We start from the raw sequence: 20502 nt of genomic DNA, 5'->3' as shown, positions 1-20502 counted from the left end.
GCGTCGGCATCAGCATCCGCATCCGCATCCGCGTCGGCGTCAGCGTCAGCGTCAGCGTCGGCATCGCCGTCCTCCGCCTCATCGCCGACGACCGCGCCGCCGACCACGCCGCCCAGCAGGCCGGCGCCCACGCCCGCCAGAGGGCCTGCCAGCCCGCCGACGCCGCTCGCAGCAGCCGATCCGACCGCGCCGCCGACCAGTTGGTCTCCAGCGGCAATCTCGATGAAGCTGAAATCCGTGGCGCCCGCCGGTGCCCGCGCCAGCCACACGCGGCCGTCACTGCCCTGAAGCACGAGATCCTTCAGGCTGCCGTCCGGCGCCGAGGAGTAGAAATCTTCAACTCGCGCGGATCCGCCGTCCTGGAGGCGAACCACAAGCGCATTTCCCTCACGCGCGAACTGCGCCACTTCGGTGGGCGTATAGGGAAGTCTGACGATGCCGCTGGTTCCTGGATTGACGGTGCTCGTGCTTCCAGAATTTACATATGAGGTGATGATATCACTCGACTGTCCGGTCACGGCTCGACGACTCCCCAAACCTTCCGGTTACTGCACTCGGCAGCTCGGAACTGTTGCTCGGCAGCACACGCCACCTACGACGAAGACGAGATCACCTACCGGTGCCGCGAGACAGCCCGGACCCTGATACACTTCCTCTTCTTGCAAACGATTTAAGTAGGGAAGAATACTGATGCCATTAGCGCAAGCCACTACGTGACTACTTAGTGCCATTGGGTTGGATTTACCTCCTATTAACCATGGATGTGGACATCGCGGCGGATGCCTTGGCCGCAGCGGCCAGCGCCATAGCTTCGGAGATCGTGGCAACGTGGAGCTTGTCCTTGATGTTGGCGCGATGCACTTCAACGGTACGCGGGCTGAGCATGAGCTCCTTGGCGATCAGCTTGCTGCTTAGCCCCGCGACAAGGCGATCCAGAACCTCCCGCTCGCGAGGCGACAGCGCGACCAGCCGCTCGCGCGCGGAGCGGGCCGGCGGCTCGGCCTGAACCGGATCGACGTTATGGAGCGCCTCACGCACGGTGTTCAGAAGCCGCTCCTCTGACTCGCCCCCGACGGGAAGGACGTCAAAGGCCCCCATCTTCATCAGCACGCGAACCTCCTCAGCATCGCTGTGCCGCGGGGTGAGAACGATCGTGGGAAAGGCGTGACGCCGAAGCCCGAACGCGCCCAGCACGCGGCCCACGCTGCCTGCCCCGCCGGGATCACCCAGGAGAACGCAGCCCGACTGGAGCGCTGGAGCAATCTTCAGGAATTCATCAACACCGGCGAATGTCCGGGGCTTGAAGCCACGTCGCCAGAAGTGGCTCGCCAGGCTGCGCGCCGCCGCAGGTTCAGTCACCACCAAATACACATGCGGCAGCTCGGGCGCGTCGATGGCCTCGGCGATGCCACCGGCACGGCGGATGGCGCCGTCGCTGTCGGGTACGGGAAACAGGGTCTCGCGCACCTTTCGGATGTGCCCTTCGTGGCCGATCACCCGATATTCTTCCTGGATCAGCTCACCATTCTGCAGCCGCGGCAGGAAGTCTTCCTGCCGATCGCGATCCTCTGGATGGACACTTCGCAGCCAATCGCCCCTTGATCGAATTTGCGGGGCGCTCTGCTCCCCCCAGATGTGCGCGCTGTCGCCCCCCAGATATTCTATGCGCTGGCTTGCGACGTCGACGATCCACAACACTTTACGAGATGATCGCGCGAATGTGTCGAACAGCTCCTCTTTGAAGTGCATCGATTCGGCCGCGATATGCCAATCGTGGATATCGGTGGCAGCACTGTACCAACCTTCAATCTCGTCATCCGGACCAATGACGGGCTGCGAACGGACCAGCACCCAGCGGAAGCTGCCGTCTGCACGGCGCAGCCGGTGCCGACTTTCCATCGTCGTGCGCGTGGCAAGTGCCTTCTCGAACCGCAGGCGGATCGGCTCGATGTCGTCGGGGTGCACCAGTGATGGCCAATCGACCCCGATCGTGGTCGGATCGACGCCCAGAAACTCGATCATCCGCTGATTGGCCCAGTTGACCTCGTGAGGTGTCCTGGTCACCCACAGCAGCTCGGGAACAAGCGCGCTGAAGCGTCGGAACTCGTCTGCCTGCTGCACCGCCTGCCGCTCCGCCAGGATCAGCCTGGTCGTTTCCCACACCGTGCATAGGACACCGCAGATCCGGTCTCCCGCGCCGCGCACGGGAGAGTAAGAGAACGTCCACCACGTTTCCTCCAGCCCGGCGCCCCGATCCAGGATCAGCAGCCTGTTTTCCTGAAACGTTGCCTGCCCCGTCATGGCGTCATGCACGATGGGGGCGAGCTCCTCCCAAACCTCAGGCCATACCTCGGCGAACGATCGACCAAGCGCGTCGGGCTTCTTCCCCAGCACGCCCATATAGGCATCGTTGAAGAAGCTGAGCAGCTCGTCTCCCCAGACAAGATATTGCGGGAAAGCGGATTCGAGAATCAGACCAAGGGCCGTGGTAAGCTCCAGCGGCCACTGTTCACGAGGACCGAGGGGACTCGAGGACCAATCCCGCTCCCGAATACGATTCGCCATCAGGCTTTGCCCTAGCTGCACCGTAATCCTTCGCGAGCCACAAACACCACCAGCTATATAGTCCAATGACTAAGGTTTGTATTTTGAGCAGTTTTCTAGCTTTGCAAGCCTGCCAGCAGTGCGGGCTTTTTAAGGCAGCACACCTATACATCGAGAAAGTTCACTTTAGATCAAAACATCGCAATTTATGTAAGTTTTGCTAAACCGCCTGCCCGCGATTTAATCCGAATCTTCCTCCGGTACGCGCCGAGATAGGCGCAATACGATCCTTGCAGAAAGCGCATCCGTCGATCTCCACCCCGCACGACTTGCGTGTTTCATGAACGCCAAACCAGATCGGGCTCACCGCCAATTTTCGTCGCTATGTGGTGATCGCGGGCAAGGACCTGCTATGTGCGTCCTCCCTTCTCCGGACTGGGCTTCCTAGCCATCCTGCGGTGATTGCTCGCGAATTCGATTGCCGCGCGGCTTAAAAGGCTAGGCGCCAACTCCCCCTCTCGCGCGTTACACGGCCCGGTGGGCGTTTGTGTGTCCAATCGGCCAGTTCTGCCGACGCCAATGAAAAAGGAATTACCAGTCCATGACGGGCAACGCCATGCGTGCCCCGGGCGAAGCGCCGGGCATGATGGCGCTCGAGATCGCCATGGATGAGATGGCTGAAAAGCCTGGCATGGATCCGGTCGAGTTCCGTATCAGGAACGATACGCAGGTCGATCCCGAAAACCCGAAGCGCCAGTTTTCACAGCGCCAACTGGTCCGCTGCCTTCGTGACGGTGGGCAGCGGTTCGGTTGGAACAAGCGCAACGCCACGCCCGGGCGGGTTCGTGACGGGGAATGGCTGGTCGGCATGGGGGTCGCAGCCGCGTTCCGAAACCATATGAACACCAAGTCGGCGGCGCGGGTGCGCCTCGGACGTGACGGCAAGATCATGGTCGAAACCGACATGACTGACATCGGCACCGGCACGTACACGATCATCGCCCAGACGGCTGGCGAGATGCTTGGGCTGCCCGCGGAGGCAATAGAGGTGAAGCTTGGCGATTCGTCCTTCCCTGCCGCAGCAGGATCAGGCGGTCAGTGGGGCGCGGCCAATTCCACCGCGGGCGTCTATGCCGCTTGTGTGAAGCTCCGCGATCAGGTGACACAGCGGCTTGGCCTCAACTCGGCGGATGCTGTTTTCGAGGGCGGCCGCGTGACCAGCGGCAACCGATCGGCTTCACTCGGCGATGCCGCTGCATCGGGCGAACTTGTTGCTGAGGACCATATCGAGTTCGGGAAGCTTGAGGAGCAATGGCAGCTTTCCACCTTCGGCGCTCACTTCGTGGAAGTCGGCGTGAACGTCTACACTGGTGTTTCGCGCGTGCGGCGGATGCTCGCGGTCTGCGCCGCGGGCCGCATCCTCAATCCCAAGGCGGCGCGCAGCCAGGTGATCGGCGCCACGACGATGGGGGTCGGATCTGCGCTGATGGAGGAACTGGCGGTCGACAAGAGGTTCGGCTTCTTCGTCAATCACGATCTCGCCAGCTATGAGGTGCCGGTGCATGGCGACATTCCGCACCAGGAGGTGGTGTTCCTCGATGAAGCGGACGACAAGGCCAATCCGATGAAGGCCAAGAGTGTTGGCGAGCTCGGGCTGTGCGGCGTCGGCGCGGCGGTCGCCAATGCCATCTACAACGCCACTGGGGTCAGGGTGCGCGACTATCCCATCACTCTCGACAAATATCTGGATAAGCTACCGGAAGTGGCTTGATCATCAGGCGGCGTGCGGTACCCCGCACGTCGCCGGTACGAAGCAGGAAATTCATGGCACATCACTATCGCGTCACGGTCGAAGCGCTCGACGAACAGAATACGGCGGGACCGCTCGTGTTCGAAACCAGCAATCACGATGAACTCTTTGCCATCGTGGAGCGGGTCCGCAGCAAGGCCATCGTTCCCGATGATGAAGCGGCAAGCTTCGCCATCGGGCTGAAGCTTTTCACTGAGACCATGCTGCGGCATCGCAAGCATCCGCTGTTCGCTGAGCTGCAACCTGCTATTGGCAGCTTCATGAAGGCGCTGAAGTCCACGCCCGCTGCGTAGAGCATGGCGCCCGTTCAAGTGATCGGGCGGTAGAAGGCAAGGCAAGGCAAACCAAGGCTCACGGCCGTCTTGTCGTAGCCCTCACCTGTCGGGCAAGGCCTTGCGAACGGTCGGAAGGATGCGCCTGACGATCACTTCGACCCCGCGGGCATTGGGGTGCCGGCCGTCGGCCTGGAACAACGCCTGATTGCCCGCGACGCTATCAAGAAAGAAAGGGTAGAGCGGCACAGCATGCCGTCGCGCCAGTCGCGGATACAGGCTTTCGAAACTGCGACGATATGCTGCACCCAAATTCGGCGCCGCCCGCATGCCGACGAACAGCACCGGTATGTCGCGACGCTTCAACTCACGCAGGATCAGATCGAGGTTCCTCTCCGTCGCGCTTGGCGGCAGGCCTCGCAGCATATCGTTGGCGCCGAGCTCCACAAGAACGAGGTCCGGCTTGCGCCCCAGCCCGCGAAGGCCCCAGGCGAGGCGGGCGCGTCCCTGCGCGGACGTGTCACCCGCGATCCCGCCATTACGCACGGTGGCGCGAATGCCGGCGCGGCGTAGCGCCGCCTGCAATCGCACGGGAAAACCCTGCGCTGGCGGCAGGCCATAGCCGGCCGTCAGACTGTCGCCGAATGCCCAAATCAGCGGCGCCTGGCGGCCCGCGGGCGCCTGCGCGGTCGCAACACCTCCAGCCAGCAAGAAGGCCGCAAGCAGGAGTTGGACAGCCACCCCGATCGCCTTGTATCCGCGCCTATGTGACAGCATCCGCTTTTTCCTCGCCAGCCCCCGCCCGCGCCGCTGGCGATAGCATCGTCATCGAGGCACGCAATCTGACGCTGGCCCTTGGTCGCCCGCCTGCCCGGACGGAAATCCTCCGCGGCATAGATCTGATCGTGCATGCAGGAGATAGCGTAGCGCTGCTCGGCCCTTCGGGCTCGGGTAAATCCTCGCTGATGGCGGTGCTGTCGGGCATGGAGCGGCCGACGGGCGGAAGCGTACACGTCGCGGGCCTCGACTTCGATCGGCTGAACGAGGATCAACTCGCGGTAGCCCGGCGTGGCCGTATCGGCATCATCCTGCAGGCCTTTCACCTGCTGCCCACCATGACTGCGCTCGAGAATGTTGCGGTTCCCCTCGAGCTGGCGGGGCGACCGGATGCCTTTGCCACGGCGGAGGCGGAACTGGAGGCCGTTGGGCTCGGTCATCGCCTGACACATTACCCTGCGCAGCTTTCCGGCGGTGAGCAGCAGCGCGTCGCGATCGCCCGCGCTCTCGCACCCCGACCGCCGCTTCTGTTCGCGGACGAGCCGACCGGCAATCTCGATGGCACCACCGGCGCCGCGATCATGGACCTTCTGTTCAGGCGGCATGCCGACACCGGCGCGACCCTGTTCGTCATCACGCACGATCCGAAGCTGGCCGACCGGTGCGACCGGGTAATCTCCCTTGCTGACGGGCGGATCGTCCGGGACAGTCGCGCCGCATGAGAAACGCCTGGCGATTGGCCGTCCGCGATCTGCGTGCCGGCGGCCGCGGCTTGTGGCTCCTGCTGGTCTGCCTCTTTCTCGGCACGGCGGCGCTCGCGGGGATCGGCAGCCTGTCGGCGTCGATCACGACTGCACTCGACACCCAGAGCCGCCGGTTGCTCGGCGGTGACCTGGAGCTGCGCGTGTCGCAGCGGCGCCCGACTGTCGAGGAGAGCGCAGTGTTCGCCGGCTTTGGTCGAACGTCGGAAAGCGTTTCCGTCAACACCATGGCGCAGACCCGGTCCGCCGGTGCATCGACGTTGATCAATCTGCGCGCTGTGGATCAGGCATGGCCGCTGATCGGTCGACTGGAGCTTCGGCCAGGCGCCCTTGCCATGCGCCCGCGCGGGCGTAGCGTTGCGATTGCCCCCGCACTGGCCGATCGCCTGAACCTCAAGGTCGGGGATCAGGTCCGCATCGGCGCCGCCTGGATGCGGGTCATCGGCGTGATCGCCGCCGAACCCGACACCCTTGGCTTCAGCTTCGGCCCGACCGCGCTGGTCGACATGAACGGCCTTGACGCCACCCAGGTGATCCAGCCCGGCAGCCTTTATCAAAGCCGCACCCGACTTCTGCTCCACCCCGGGCTCGATGCGGGTAAGACCGGCGAGGCGGTTGTGCGGCGCTTTCCCAGCGCCGGGTGGTCCGCCCGCACGCCGCAGGATGCTGCGGGCAATGTGAAGCGCAGCATCGACCAGCTCGGCCAGTTCCTCCTCTTGGTTGGCCTTGCAGCGCTGGCCATCGCCGGCATCGGTATTGGCAGCGGCGTCAGCGCATATCTCGAGCGCAAGGGACGGATGATTGCCACGCTGAAGGTGCTGGGTGCACGCTCCGCCACCATCGCCGCCGTGTTCCTGCTTCAGATCGGCCTGGTCGCTGGCCTTGGAGTGGCGGCAGGGCTCGCCGTGGGCGCAGCAATCCCGTGGATCGTCGGCACGCTTGCAGGCAGCGCGCTTCCGATCCCGCCGGAACTCGCCCTTTACCCCGCCCCCCTGCTCGTAGCGGCCGGCCTGAGCCTGCTCGTCGCTCTTCTCTTCTCGCTACCTGCCCTGGCACGCGCTCGCGCCGTACCCGCGGCAAGCCTGCTGCGGGATGCGGTCTCGGCGGCACGTCGCCCCACGCCCGCGGTGCTGCTCGCCATGGCTTTCATCCTTGCCGCATTGATCGCACTGGCGGTCCTTACTGCCAGCGATCGTGCCATCGCCTTTGGCTTCGTCGCGGCGACCGGATTGTTCGTCCTGTTGCTGTGGCTGCTTGGCGTCGCCTTACGCTGGCTGCTCGCGCGCGTCCCCCGTCCGCGCCGGCCGCTTGTGCGTCTGGCGCTCGCAAATCTCCATCGTCCGGGTGCCCAGACGGATCGGCTGGTGGTCGCGCTGGGTCTCGGCTTTTCGCTCTTCGTGGCGCTTGCCGCGATCAACACCAGCCTTGCGAACGAACTGGCCAGCACGGCGCCTGCCAAGGCGCCGCGTTTTTTTGCCATCGATGTCCAGCCCGAAGATGAGCAAACCTTCCGCGCCGCCGTGAACCGAGGCGCGCCGAGCGCCACGATCGAGGCTGTGCCCTCGCTGCGTGGTTCGATAGTCGCGATCAAGGGGCAACGGGTGGCCGACATGAAGACGCTGCCCGAAGGCGCCTGGATCCTGAGAGGCGACCGGACGATTACTTGGTCCGCCACGGTGCCGCCGCGCAACGACGTGGTGGACGGACAATGGTGGCCGTCCAACTACCGGGGGCCACCACTGATCTCGCTGGAGGATCGCGCGGCGGAACTCCTTGGCTTGAAGGTCGGCGATGCCGTCACCGTTGCGGTGCTGGGTGTCGAAATACCGGCGCGGATCGCCGCGCTACGCAAGGTCGACTGGCAGGGGCTCGGGCTCAACTTCGCGCTGATCTTCTCTCCAGGCTATATCGAGGAAGCGCCACACAGCCTACTTGCCAGCGTCTATGCGCCCCCCGCCCGCGATGGCGCGGTCGCCACGGCTGTTGCCAACGCCCTACCCTCCGTCACCATGCTCCGCACCGGTGACGTCATCGGCCAGGTCAGCGAATTGCTGGGGCGCATCGCACTGGCGATCCGCGCCGCCGCTGCCGTGACGGTGGCGGCCGGCATCGTGGTGCTCATCGGCGCGGTGACGGCGTCCGGTCAGGCGCGGCGCTATGACACGGTCGTTTTGAAGCTGCTCGGCGGCAGTCGGCGTCAGCTCCTTGCCGGTCAGGCGATCGAATACGGCTTGCTGGCGCTGCTTCTTGCCGTAGTTGCGCTGCTGCTCGGCACGGCTGCGGGTTGGTATGTCGTCACTTATGTTCTGGAACTTCATTGGGCGCCGGACCCGTGGACGATCGCTGGCACCCTCGGCGTATCGATCGTCATGACCCTTGGCGTGGGGGTGGCAAGCAGCCTTCCCGCCTTGCGCGCCACACCGGCTGCCGGTCTGCGCGCTGGCTGATCCGGCAACAGTGCGCCGACGTGCCGACTCCGGCGTAACTCCGATTAACTAGGAGCAGCACTCCCACCTTGGGGTACATCAATACCGGACCCACCCCGAGGAACGAACGTGGCACGACGACGGACGAGGATCTGTTTCCCGTTTAGCGGAGAGGCACTGGGCGGGAGCCACATTTCGGCGCATGGCTTGCTCCAGAATATCGACCGGGATCGGTTCGACCCCATGGTCATCGTCCAGGAGCCCGATGGCGAGATCGCGCGGTTGATGCGCAGCGCCGACGTGCCGGTGCGACATGCAGGCTTCCTGCCTCCGCTCCGTCATGGTGAGAGGGCTGGCCTGCGCGACGCCATCGGAATAGCAAAGGCCTCGCGCGCCTGCACCGAGATGATCCGGGCGATGGGCGCCGACATCGTTCATACCAACGATGGCCGATCGCACGCGATCTGGGCCGCGCCAGCCAAGTGCGCGGGAGCGCGACTGGTCTGGCATCATCGAAGCAGCCCCGATGCGCGTGGCCTGCGGCTCGTCGCCCCACGGATCGCCGACGCGATCATTTCGGTTTCTACCTTCGCCTTGGGTGACGTGGACACGCGCAACGTTCCGACGCAGGTGATCCACAGCCCCTTTGACACCGATGTGCAGGCCGATCGGCGCGCCCGCCGGGCCGCCCTGCTCGGCGAACTTGGCTGCGCCCCCGACACCCAGTTTCTCGGCTTCTTTGGTGTGATGATCGTGCGCAAGCGGCCGTTCTACTTCATCGAGGCGATTGCTCGGCTGCGCGATCTCGATCCCGGCCGTCCGGTGTGCGGGTTGCTGTTCGGCACCCCACTCGAAATCGGCAGCGATGAGCTGATGGCCCATGCGAAGCGGCTGGGCGTAACGGACGCCATTCGCTTGATGGGCTATCGCGCGCCCGGTGCCGACTGGATCGCGGGCTGTGATCTGTTGCTGGTGCCGGCCAAGGATGAACCCTTTGGGCGTACGCTGATCGAATCCATGCTGGTTGGCACGCCGGTTGTGGCCACCCGTTCCGGCGGCAATGTCGAGGCGCTGCGCGGCGGCAGGCTCGGCCCGCTCGTGCCTCTGGATGATCCTGCCGCCATGGCGCGGGCGGCTCTTGGATTGCTGGCCGACAAGGCGGAATGGCATCGGCTCGCCGATGCTGCTCGCCTGCACGCGCTCGATCATTTCGGCGCCAGGCGTCACGCCGCAGCCGTCATGAACGTGTATGACGAACTGGTGCCACCGTTTGCAGGGGTGGCCGGGTCGGCAAAGGTTCACGCTCTGGCGTGAGCCGCCCGGGCCCGCGCCGTTCGATGTCGCCAGGAATAATCATGGACCCGTTGCGCGGGTTGAGCGTTCCATATGTCCGGCCGCCTGACACATGCCCCTCTTCATGCTTCCGAAAGGAGCAAGGGAGGCGCTCCGAAGGGCCTATCCGCACGGGTTAGTGCGCTACCCGAGTGCCCCCATGCGCACTCGCCTCTGCCGCGGTTAATCTTACGCCGTTGGCAGTGGAGGCCCAGGCCATGAAAACGGTGTTGCTTGCGGGCGGGCTCGGCTCGCGTCTTGCGGAAGAAACCACCCGCATTCCCAAGCCCATGGTGGAGGTCGCTGGTCGACCGATCATTTTGCATGTCATGGACATATACGCCCGCTCCGGGTTCCACGACTTCGTCGTCGCCTGTGGCTACAAGGCAATGATCATGAAGAAGTTCTTCCATGATCTGCACTTCATGGCAAACGACTTCACGATCGATGTGAACAACGGCGCGATTGCGCTGCGCTCCAGCCAGACGATGGACTGGAACGTGTCGGTGGTCGACACCGGCGAAACAACCATGACCGGCGGTCGCCTGCTGCGCCTGCGCGACTGGATCGGCGATGAGCCTTTCTTCTGCACCTATTCCGATGGCGTGGGCGACATCGATATCGATGCGCTGCTTAGCTTCCATCGCAGCCACGGCGGTCTTGCTACGGTCACCGCGGTTCAGCCGCCGGCGCGCTTCGGCAATCTTGAGCTCACCGGCGACCGGGTGTCGGAATTCACCGAAAAGGTCGTGAAGCACGAAACGTGGATCAACGGCGGCTTCTTCGTCTTCGAACCGGAAGTGCTGGATTATCTGTCCGGCGATGCCGAGCCGCTGGAGCAGGGTCCCCTGTCCCGTCTGGCGGAGGACGGCGAACTGTTCGCGTATCGCCATCACGGCTTCTGGCACCCAATGGATACGGTGCGCGATCGGGATCATCTTTCGGGTCTATGTGTGTCCGGGCAGGCGCCCTGGTTGAGCCCCCTCGATCAAAGCGCTGGCTCGGTGGTCAAGCGGATCGCAGCCAATGCGTGAGGCCACGGCTGCCGACCACCGGGCGGGTCAGGCGCTTTCCGGCCGCAAGGTCTTGTTGACGGGTCACACCGGCTTCAAGGGTGGTTGGCTGGCGCTCTGGCTCCGGCGGCTGGGCGCCGACATATGCGCCGTCGCGCTCCCCCCGTGCGACGGCGCACCCAGCTTGTTTGAAAGCGCGCGGATCGGGGAACTGCTGGATCACCGCATCGCCGACATTGGCGATGCCGCTGCGCTCACGCCCGCGCTTGCCGGGGTGGATGCGGAAGTGATCTTCCATCTTGCCGCGCAGTCGCTCGTCCGGCCGTCCTATGCGGATCCACTCGGAACGTTTCAGACGAACGTGATGGGGACGGCGGCGATCATGGATGCCGCGCGCCACATGCCATCGCTGCGCGCGATCGTGATCGTCACCAGCGACAAATGCTACGACAATCGCGAATGGACCTGGGGCTACCGGGAATGCGATCCGATGGGCGGCGCTGACCCGTACAGCGCCTCCAAGGGCTGCGCCGAACTGGTCGCCGATGCCTTTCGCCGCTCCTATTTCAGCGGCCCGGATGCGCCGCTGGTGGCCACGGTCCGCGCTGGCAACGTATTCGGCGGCGGCGATTGGTCCGTCGACCGGCTGGTGCCGGATATCGTTCGGGCGGCCAGCACTGGCCTGCCGCTCACCATCCGCAATCCGCTCGCGATCCGCCCGTGGCAGCACGTGCTGGAGCCGCTCGCAGGCTATCTCCAGGTCGCCACCGCATTGATGGAGGGGGATCGTTCCGCCGCTGGCGCGTGGAACTTCGGCCCCGATCCAGCCGAAGCGGTGGACGTCGGGACCTTTGCCCGCACCTTTGTCGATTGCTGGGGCGCCGGCGCGCCGGACATCCGCTACGGACAGGAGGTCGCCGCCCCGCACGAAGCGGGCGTGCTGCGTCTGGACAGCACCAAGGCTCGCACTGGCCTTGGCTGGCACCCGCGCCTGTCGTTCGAAGCGGCCGTCGCGCTGACCGTCGATTGGTACAAGGCGCACCTGCGCGGGCAAACCGACATGCGCGCCTACACTCAGCGCCAGATCGAACTTTACACCCGCGACGCCGGCCTCGCCCGTCGCAATCCCCATCCTTTTCTCGATTCATCCACGGAGATTGCCGCATGCGCGTGAACTACGGTCAGACGGTACACGGCGAGGCGGAGATTGCCGCCGTTGTCGAAGTGCTGCGCAGCTCCACGCAAATGGGCGCCCGTGTCCGGGAGATGGAAGCCCGCGTCGCCGCTCTCTTCGAAAAGAAGCACGGCATCATGGTGAATTCGGGCTCCTCGGCCAATTACCTGGCCGTCGAGTTGCTGAAGCTGCCGCCCGGCAGCGAAGTGATCACGCCGGTGCTGACGTTCATCACCACGGTCGCGCCGATCATCCGTGCCGGGCTGGTGCCGGTGTTCGTCGACGTGCGCGAAGGCACGTACAACATCAACGAGGATCAGATTGAGGAGCTCATCACCGATCGCACCCGCGCGATGATGGTCCCGTCGCTGATCGGCAACCTGCCCGATTGGGACAAGCTGCATGCGATCGCCAAACGCCACAACCTGATCGTGATCGAGGACAGCGCCGATACCCTGGGTGCAACCTTGCGCGGCACCAGCACGGGCACGCGCTCGGACATCAGCACGACCAGCTTCTACGGCAGCCATGTCATCAACGCCGCTGGCAACGGCGGCATGCTCTGCGTGAACGATGATGCGCTGGCGGATCGCGCACGACTGCTGCGTTCCTGGGGCCGGTCCTCGTCGCTTTTCGTCGATTCGGAAAGCATCTCCCGGCGCTTCGACGTGGCGCTTCAGGGCATTCCCTATGATGCAAAGTTCGTCTTCGAGGAACTTGGCTACAATCTGGAACCCTCGGAGGTCGGCGCCGCCTTCGGCCTCGTCCAGCTCGACAAGCTCGATCACAACATCGCGCTGCGGGAACGCAACTTCGCCCGCCACCGCGCCTTTTTCGAGCGTTACGCAGACTGGTTCATCCTTCCCGAACAGCTGCCCGACTCGCGCACCGGTTGGCTCGCGCTGGCGCTCACCATCCGCGAAGACGCGCCGTTCGACCGCCGCACGCTCCAGATCTTCCTCGAGGAGCACGACATCCAGACCCGCGTGGTCTTCACCGGCAACATCCTGCGTCAGCCGGCGATGATGAACGTCGAGGTGCGCACGGCGGCGGGTGGCTATCCCATGGCGGACGCGGTGATGCGCGGCGGCATTCTGCTCGCCTGCCATCACGGCCTGACCGACGCCGAGATCGACTACATCCACACCTGTTTCGAAGAGTTCGCGAGCCAGCAGCCGCGCCAGGCCACGCCGGAGCTCAAGATCGCCTGACTTTTGTTGAACTTGGGGGGCTTACATGAGTGACCGATTGAACAGCTGCCGTGCCTGCCTTGCACCGCAACCCTATCTGTTCCTGCCGATGGGGGATCATCCGCCCGCCAACATGTTCGTGCGCGAAAGCGAGCTTGCGGAGCAACAGCCCAGCTTTGCCCTGAACACCCAGGCCTGCCTGCACTGCGGCCTGATCCAGGTGGCGGATCAGATACCGGCCGATTTTTTCCGCCATTATCTGTACGTTCCCTCGGGCGCGGATACCATGCACACCCATTTCGCCGGTCTGGCGAAGGTGCTGGCTGAGCGCGCCGGTGACGGGCTGATTGTCGACATCGGCGCCAATGACGGCCTTCTGCTGCAATCGTGCAATGCACTCGGCTGCAAGACGCTGGGCGTCGATCCGGCTGCCAATCTCGCTGAGATCGCGGCCTCGCGCGGCGTTGAGGTGCACGTTGCTTATTTCGGGCCGGAAACGGCGGCGAACATGATCAAGAAGACCGGTCAGGCGAAGGTGATCGTCACGACCAACACCTTCAATCACATTGGCGATCTGCACAGCTTCATGTCCGGCGTCGCACATCTCCTCGCACCTGACGGCACCTTCGTGATCGAGGTGCCCTGGGCCAAGGAGCTGCTGGACCGCAACGAATTCGACACGGTCTATCAGGAGCACGTCTCCGAGTTCAGCCTGCTGTCGATTCAGAAGCTCGGCGCCTTCTTCGATCTCGAGGTGGTGGACGTCACGCGGCTGCCGGTTCACGGTGGATCGATGCGCGTGTTCCTGCAGCGCAGCGGCATCAGCGCACCAACGCCAGCCGTCGCCGAGATGCTGCAGGAAGAGGAAGCCGGCGGGATGCTGCTATCCGCCACCTATGACGACTTTTCCGATCGCGTGGCGGACATCGGCCGCCGGCTCACGGCCATGCTGGGCGATCTGCGCGCTCAGGGACTGAAGGTGGCGGGCTACGGCGCACCGGCAAAGGGCAACACCCTTCTCAACTTCTACAACATCGGCACTAACGATCTCGATTTTCTCGTGGATCGCAATCCGCTGAAGCAGGGCCTTTACTCTCCCGGCATGAAGATCCCGGTGCGGTCTCCGGAAGCAATCGAGACCGAGCAGCCCGACGTTTTGATGGTGCTCGCCTGGAACTTCTTTGATGAAATTCGCGCGCAGCAATCGGGCTTTGCGGCACGTGGCGGCCGTTTCCTGGTGCCGCTGCCCGAGCCTGTGCTCGTGTCGTAGCGCGCGAGATGGTCGAGCGGATCGCCATTACCGGCGCGGCAGGCTTCATCGGCAGCGCGCTCGCCGCACGGCACATGGCGGAGGGTGCCTGTGTCCACGCGCTCGTCCGGCCGGGCACCACGCTTCACCGCCTGGCGCCCGGCACGACGGTCCACCGGCTCGACCTGTCCGATCATTCTGCGGTTCGGCAGGCACTGGGTGAAATCGCGCCGACCATCATCTATCATCTCGCCACCTGGACTGGCCGGACGCCGCATCCCGACGTGGCGGAGGATCGGGTGGCGATCGTCCGCGACCTCGACATCTTGCTCGGCCTGTTGTCGGCCGCGGCCGCGCTCCCCGTGCCGCCACAGTCATTCGTACGGACCGGCACGCTCGCGGAATATGGCGACGGCCCCGTTCCTTCGCGTGAGGGGCAGCGCGAACAGCCCAAGAGCGCTTATGCCGGCACCATGGTCGCGGCGGCGCAGCTCGCGTCGGCGGTGGGCCGCCATCTCGCTTTCCCGGTGCGCACCGCGCGGCTTGCCCTCACTTACGGGCCAAACCAGTCGTCGGACTTCCTCATCCCCTGGCTGATCGAACAATGTCTCGCCGGCGAGACGGCGTTCATTCGCTTTCCCGAGCAGCGGCGCGATCTCATCTTCGTTGACGATGTGGTGAGCGGCCTCATTGCGACGGCGCGGTCAGAGCATCCCGCCGCGCGTCTGGTCAATCTCGCGACGGGCGTTGCGTGCACCATGGCGGAAGCAGCCGATCTCGTGGCACGCTGCTGCGGATCGGATCCGCAGCTGATCCGGTTCGCGGATGATCACGGCGGCGGCGGCGCGGACATGGTGCCGCATGTGGTGCTTGGTGACACGTCGCGCGCGCTCGCCACGTTGGGCTGGCGCGCCTCCTACTCCCTTGAGGCAGGCCTGCGGCGCACGATCGATGCGCTGCGCAGCGAAAAGGTTGCGGCATGAACGATCCCACCCTCGTCTCCATCCTCGTTCCCGCCTTCAACGAGGAGGACAACGCCGAAAAGGCGTACAACGCCATCGTCGCGGTGTTCGATCGCCTGCCCGATTACGCGTGCGAGATCATCTTTACCGACAATCACTCAACCGACCGGACATTCCCGATCCTGCGGGAACTGGCCGCCCGCGATCCGCGGGTGCGGGTGATCCGCTTTGCGCGCAACTACGGCTATCAGCGTTCGCTTCTGGTCGCCTATCAGAACGCGCGTGGCGCCTGCTCCGTACAGATCGATTGCGATCTTCAGGATTCGCCTGAGCATATCCCGCAGATGCTGTCGCTTTGGCGCCAGGGTCATCAGGTGGTCTATGGCATCCGCCGCACGCTGGCCGATCCGCCCGCGGTCGCCGCCGCGCGCCGCCTGTTCTACCGCGGGCTCAGCGCGATGAGCGACGATGATCTTCCCATCGATGCCGGCGAGTTCCGCCTGGTCGATGCGCGCATCCTCGCAGAGCTCCGCTCCGTTCGCGATACCAGCCCGTATCTGCGCGGCATGATCAGCTCGATGGGCTTCTCGCAGGTCGGCTTCGCTTATGATCGTGCGGCACGGACGGCTGGCGAGAGCAAGTTTCCGATGCGCCAGATGGTCTCGCTGGCGATGGACGGCTTGCTGAACCACTCGCTGGTGCCGCTTCGCATGGCGTCGGGCATCGGGATCGCGGTTGGCGTGGTCACCATCCTGTTGATGGTCGGCTATCTCATCGGGCGGCTGATCTTTGGCCAGCAATGGCCCGCGGGTTTTGCCACCACCACCATCCTTCTGCTGCTCGGCATCACGCTGAACGCACTGTTTCTGGGCATTATCGGCGAGTATCTCGGCCGCATGTTCCTCGAGATTAAGGGCCGGCCCGCCCCGATCGTCGAGGCGCAGCTCAACGGCGCCGGCCCACTCTCCCTCGATTTCGAGATCGTACCGCTGCGTCAGGCTCCCGGAGCCTGACCAACGTGAAGTGACCAACGGCCCCCGGCGAATGCTGGGGCTCGGTCAGGAAAGCCTTAGTCGCAGACGCTATCGAGCAGCGCCATCCGGCCTGACATAGACGGCCGCACCGTCCCGCTCCTCCCGGCTCGATCGGCGGAGCGGCATCGGCATTGGGCGATAGCCCGCCTCCTTGGCAAAGGCGCTCAGAACCGGGTCAAGCGTCGCGTCGAAGCCGGTCAGGATGGCTGCAGGCATGGTGCGCCGGAAAACCCCGTGCATCTCCTCCAGCGCTTCGGGATGTGCGAAGTACGCCCGCTCGTCTGCGGGCACGAACTTCATCGCCCTCACCACGAACGGTCCCAGCGCAAGCTGGGGATAGACCGAGCCGCCACCCTCGGCGACATGCAGCGGCCCGGCCGTGGCGATCGGGCCCGATCGTTTCACTAGCGCGGCGATCTTCTCCGCCTCGCGGTGCACGGCAATACCGGTCCACTTCTGCGGCCGTACGCCATCCAGGATCGAAGGCGCTGTCACGGGCAGTCCCGCCAGCGTGATCGCCGCTGCCGCGGACCAGAAGACCGGCGCGGAGAGCGCGCGCTCAGGATCGCTCATCCTGCTCACCGTCACGGCAAATACCATCAGCAGGAACGGGATCGGCAGCGTGTAATATTGGCTGAACGCGGGCGTCGGGATGAAGGAAATGGCAGCCGCGAGCACCAGCATCGCCAGCAAGGTCGCCAGCACTCCATCACGTGATCGCAGCAGCCGCGCCTGTATCGCGGAGTAGATCAGCACTGCGACCAGCACGAGCGAGGCGCCGCCCAGCCACACGCCGCTCGCAACGATGAACTTCGCGCGGGGCGTGATCGCCGGGGTGACTTCACGCGAGACGAGCGACCAGAAGCCGAGCTGCGGCCCACGGTGGAAACTGACCGTGTGCACGAAGAACCCGGCGGGATCCTTCGCCAGAAAATACAGGGTCGGCAGCAATCCGATGATCGCGCCGGCCGCCATGGGCAGCGCGAACCGTGCAAGCCGGTCACGCAAGATGAGGCTTGTGGGCATCAACAAGGCGGCCGCCCCCATCGGCGCGATGACGACCGCGTAATTCGCCTTCATGCCGGCCGCCGTCCCGAGCAGCAGCCCCGTCAGCAACGCCAGCTTTGGCTCCCCGCCCTTCTCGACCGAGCGAACAAACGCCCACAGGCCCCAGAGGATCAGTGGAACGGGCAGGAAGTTGTTGGTTGCTGCCATCCCGGTCTGGTCCAGGAACACGGGATTGAGCAGCAGCGCCGCCATGATGATCGCCGCTGCCGCGGTGCTGCGGGCAATGTCTCGCCCGATGCGCCATGCCGCAAGCGTCGCCGCAATCCAGCCGGCTGCAATGATCAGGCGGGCGACCAGCACATAATGCGTGGTGCCAAGCATCTCGAACATCACGTTGAACAGCAAGGGAAAATTGGGAAGGTGGCTGAATCCGAAGTTCTCGTACAGCCCGGGCGAGAAGAGCACGCCGCCCATGATGTAGAATTGTTCGTCGCGTTTCAGCGGGAAAGTCAGGACGCGGGCGATCACCAGCAACAAGGCGCCAGATGCGATCATCACCGTGATGAAGCGGACTTTCGCCTCGTTCGCGCTTAGACGCGGACTTCCCGTTACGATGATCGGTGCGTCCTGCATGTGTCGAGCTCCCCGGGGCTTGCTCCCCTGGTTTACGTGCAAACATCTCGTCATGGAGAGTTCAGGCGGATTAGCCCGTCCGAACCGGCGCGCGGCGCGGCGCATCGGCCTAGTTTCAGGGAAATCTATTCACCGCGCGACGGAGATTCCGTGCCCACCGCAACTCAATTCTTCGGCCGACCGCTTGATCGCATCTCCACGCGGTACGAGGCACGCTTCTTCGGCTCGCTCAAGACGGGCAATGCCACGTTCAAGCGGACGGAGGCGGGCCGGATGGCTGCCATCGACTCCCTGCTGGTGCAGCGCCTGACCGAAGCGGGCAGTCGGATCGACGAATTGCTCGATCTCGGCATATCATCGGGGACGACCACGATCGAGCTGGTCAATGCGCTCCGCCGCTCCGGCCAGGTGCCGCACGTGACCGCGACGGACCGGCTGATCCACGCCAAATTGGTAAAGCTGCCATGGGGCTGCCGCGCCCTGGTGGAGCCCGGCGGCCACGTTCTTCAATATGACGTGCTGGGCGCGCCGATCCGACCATGGCGTCGCCGGCTAGATTACGTCACCGGCATGGCGGCGATCGGCAACGCTGCGAAGCGGTTGCTCGGCCCCCAGGTTCCGGATGCTGCCGCCGGCACGCCAGTCGCCCTGGTTACGCCGCATCTCGCACGGATGAAGAACGTCTCGCTGATCGAAGATGACGTGACACGGCTCAACCCTGCGCTGATCGGCCGATTTGATCTGATTCGCGCCGCAAATCTGCTGAACCGGCACTATTTTTCGGCCGAGGACATGACGAAAGCGGTCGCAAATGTCCGCACCTATCTGCGCGGTCCCGGCGCCTGGCTGCTGGTGGTGCGGACACTCAATGCCGCAGACCATCACGGCACGATCTTCCGACTCACCGTCGATGATAAACTGGAAGTCGTCGAACGCTACGGCGCCGGATCGGAAGTGGAGGCCCTGTTTACTGGCAAGGAGCGGCCCGCCTGAGGAGAACCCGGCGCCCTCCAAGGCGCCGCGAACCGACGCTCAATCGATCTGCTTACCCGACACCCGCGCCTTGTGCGCGTAATCGAGAAACGCCTCCAGATTGGCCCATCCGTCCCCGTCCCGGTCTTCCCACGCGTCATTCCGGGCCGGGTCCAGCCCATTCGCCCGCTCCCATGTGTCTGACATGCCGTCCCGATCGGCATCCGGGTAAGGAGTGCCGGGCGCCAGCTTCGGAAGCGTTCGGTCGGGCAAGCCAATCCGTCCGGTGCGAGTCCGAACCTCATAGATGACCTGACGATCAACGGCGTCGCGCGGCAAGGCACCGGCCCGCTCCAGCACTTCGGCATAGCTATCGCGCGCCGGCCGCGCTGAAATCGTCAGCGGGCAGACCGGCGTCGGCACCCGCGCCTCCTTGGCCACCGGCGCCACGACCATGCCGCCACCGTCCACCTCATTGCCTTCGAAAAAGATTCGCGCCTCCCCCTTCGATCCCACCCGTGGCCGATCAAGCACATAGGAGACATCGGACGTGCTCGGTCCTTTGCGATAATAGTTGCCGACGATGTTCACCGGGGTACCGCCATAGCTTTCCCAGACTTCCGTGAACTGCAGCCCGGCATTGTAGAGGACGTTATTCACCACCTCGACACAACTGCCGGGAGGAAAGTTCACGTCAGGATTGCGGTCCCCATTGTGCGCGCACAGGTTGTGGAGAAAGCTTACTTGCTGCGGCCCCTTGGGATCACTGGCCAGAAGCGCGCATTTGTCGTGCCGCGGGGTGCCGCGCGCGAAGATCGACCAGGAAATCGTCAGGCGGTCATTCTGCGCATAGCCTCCGATATTCTCATCGCGCGCCCAACTGGCGCTGACGTGATCCAGAATGACGTCCCTGCTGCTTTCGATGATAAACGCGCTGTCCGATGCCCGTTGCTCTCCATCGCGGTCGTTGCGAACGCGGATATGGCGCACCACGACATCGTGACTGCTCTTGATCACAAAGGGTGTCGTCGCGCCCTTGCCACCCGCATGAGCGATGATGATCCCTTCGCCGGGCGCGGTTTCGCCGGCGATGGTGATGAACGGATGGCGGATGATGGGGCGTAGCGTCGTATAGCGGATCAGGCCGGACACGCGGAAAACACACACCCTTGGCTCCGACGCCTCGATGCACGCCCGCAGCGAACCCGGGCCCGCATCGGCAAGCGTCGTGACGAACATGATCCTGCCCCCGCGCCCGCCCTTCGCGGTTCGCCCGAACCCTTCCGCGCCGGGAAACGCCACGGGAGCGCCCGAGGACAGCGGCTGAGGCGTGGCCTTTGCCGAC

General features: G+C 64.5%; 16 protein-coding genes and 1 pseudogene. 12 read left to right on the top strand and 5 right to left on the bottom strand.

Going from position 1 to position 20502, the window contains the following annotated elements; genetic code table 11:
* Positions 1-518, bottom strand: a 518-nt coding sequence (locus tag AX702_RS07390; protein WP_197420520.1) for a BapA/Bap/LapF family prefix-like domain-containing protein, incomplete at its 3' end; no start/stop codon positions are given.
* A 223-nt stretch (positions 519-741) separates the two neighbouring features.
* Positions 742-2565, bottom strand: coding sequence for a PAS domain-containing protein (locus tag AX702_RS07385; RefSeq protein ID WP_066778129.1), 1824 nt, complete (start codon positions 2563-2565; stop codon positions 742-744).
* Between the two features lie 586 nt (positions 2566-3151).
* On the opposite strand from AX702_RS07385, the pseudogene AX702_RS07380 reads away from it, so the two are divergent.
* Positions 3152-4315: pseudogene (locus AX702_RS07380) on the top strand (molybdopterin cofactor-binding domain-containing protein); the annotation flags it as partial.
* 53 nt (positions 4316-4368) lie between these two features.
* Positions 4369-4647 (top strand): DUF3861 domain-containing protein, encoded by a 279-nt coding sequence (locus AX702_RS07375; protein ID WP_066778128.1) that lies wholly within the window; start codon positions 4369-4371, stop codon positions 4645-4647.
* An 81-nt stretch (positions 4648-4728) separates the two neighbouring features.
* Here the strand turns inward: AX702_RS07375 and AX702_RS07370 are convergent, their stop codons facing one another.
* Positions 4729-5367 carry an arylesterase gene (locus tag AX702_RS07370; protein WP_197420521.1) on the bottom strand — a complete coding sequence of 213 codons (639 nt, stop codon included), beginning with the start codon at positions 5365-5367 and terminating at the stop codon, positions 4729-4731.
* Positions 5368-5393: 26 nt separating this feature from the next.
* On the opposite strand from AX702_RS07370, the gene AX702_RS07365 reads away from it, so the two are divergent.
* The 9 genes from AX702_RS07365 to AX702_RS07325 all read left to right on the top strand — a co-directional run bounded on the left by AX702_RS07365 (position 5394) and on the right by AX702_RS07325 (position 16523).
* The gene (locus AX702_RS07365; RefSeq protein WP_066778123.1) at positions 5394-6125 is read left to right on the top strand and encodes an ABC transporter ATP-binding protein; all 732 of its coding nucleotides are present in this window, start codon (positions 5394-5396) and stop codon (positions 6123-6125) included.
* Positions 6122-8611, top strand: a complete 2490-nt coding sequence (locus AX702_RS07360; RefSeq protein ID WP_066778121.1) for an ABC transporter permease — start codon at positions 6122-6124, stop codon at positions 8609-8611. The genes AX702_RS07365 and AX702_RS07360 overlap by 4 nt, the downstream gene beginning before the upstream one ends.
* A gap of 108 nt (positions 8612-8719) precedes the next feature.
* Positions 8720-9904 (top strand): glycosyltransferase family 4 protein, encoded by a 1185-nt coding sequence (locus AX702_RS07355; protein WP_082746123.1) that lies wholly within the window; start codon positions 8720-8722, stop codon positions 9902-9904.
* A gap of 236 nt (positions 9905-10140) precedes the next feature.
* The gene (gene rfbF, locus AX702_RS07350; RefSeq protein ID WP_066778114.1) at positions 10141-10956 is read left to right on the top strand and encodes a glucose-1-phosphate cytidylyltransferase; all 816 of its coding nucleotides are present in this window, start codon (positions 10141-10143) and stop codon (positions 10954-10956) included.
* On the top strand, positions 10949-12109 hold the full coding sequence (gene rfbG / locus AX702_RS07345; protein WP_066778112.1) for a CDP-glucose 4,6-dehydratase: 1161 nt from the start codon (positions 10949-10951) through the stop codon (positions 12107-12109). Before rfbF ends, rfbG begins: the two co-directional genes overlap by 8 nt.
* Positions 12100-13320 (top strand): DegT/DnrJ/EryC1/StrS family aminotransferase, encoded by a 1221-nt coding sequence (locus AX702_RS07340; RefSeq protein WP_066778109.1) that lies wholly within the window; start codon positions 12100-12102, stop codon positions 13318-13320. The genes rfbG and AX702_RS07340 overlap by 10 nt, the downstream gene beginning before the upstream one ends.
* Positions 13321-13345: 25 nt before the next feature.
* Positions 13346-14569, top strand: coding sequence for a class I SAM-dependent methyltransferase (locus tag AX702_RS07335; protein ID WP_066778106.1), 1224 nt, complete (start codon positions 13346-13348; stop codon positions 14567-14569).
* Between the two features lie 8 nt (positions 14570-14577).
* Positions 14578-15531 (top strand): NAD-dependent epimerase/dehydratase family protein, encoded by a 954-nt coding sequence (locus tag AX702_RS07330; RefSeq protein ID WP_066778104.1) that lies wholly within the window; start codon positions 14578-14580, stop codon positions 15529-15531.
* Positions 15528-16523, top strand: a complete 996-nt coding sequence (locus AX702_RS07325; RefSeq protein WP_066778101.1) for a glycosyltransferase family 2 protein — start codon at positions 15528-15530, stop codon at positions 16521-16523. The genes AX702_RS07330 and AX702_RS07325 overlap by 4 nt, the downstream gene beginning before the upstream one ends.
* 69 nt (positions 16524-16592) lie before the next feature.
* Here the strand turns inward: AX702_RS07325 and AX702_RS07320 are convergent, their stop codons facing one another.
* The gene (locus AX702_RS07320; RefSeq protein ID WP_066778098.1) at positions 16593-18185 is read right to left on the bottom strand and encodes a hypothetical protein; all 1593 of its coding nucleotides are present in this window, start codon (positions 18183-18185) and stop codon (positions 16593-16595) included.
* A gap of 150 nt (positions 18186-18335) precedes the next feature.
* Here AX702_RS07320 and AX702_RS07315 point away from each other — a divergent pair, with 150 nt between their 5' ends.
* Positions 18336-19178 (top strand): hypothetical protein, encoded by an 843-nt coding sequence (locus AX702_RS07315; RefSeq protein ID WP_066778093.1) that lies wholly within the window; start codon positions 18336-18338, stop codon positions 19176-19178.
* Positions 19179-19217: 39 nt separating this feature from the next.
* Here AX702_RS07315 and AX702_RS07310 read toward each other — a convergent pair.
* The coding region (locus tag AX702_RS07310) for a pectate lyase family protein (RefSeq protein ID WP_066778090.1) at positions 19218-20502 on the bottom strand (1285 nt) is incomplete at its 5' end.

The sequence above is a fragment of the Sphingomonas sp. CCH5-D11 genome (genome assembly GCF_001557395.1).
Lineage (GTDB): Bacteria > Pseudomonadota > Alphaproteobacteria > Sphingomonadales > Sphingomonadaceae > Sphingomonas.
The sequence above is the reverse complement of the archived record's forward strand: the minus strand, read 5'-3'. Positions and strand labels throughout refer to the sequence as shown.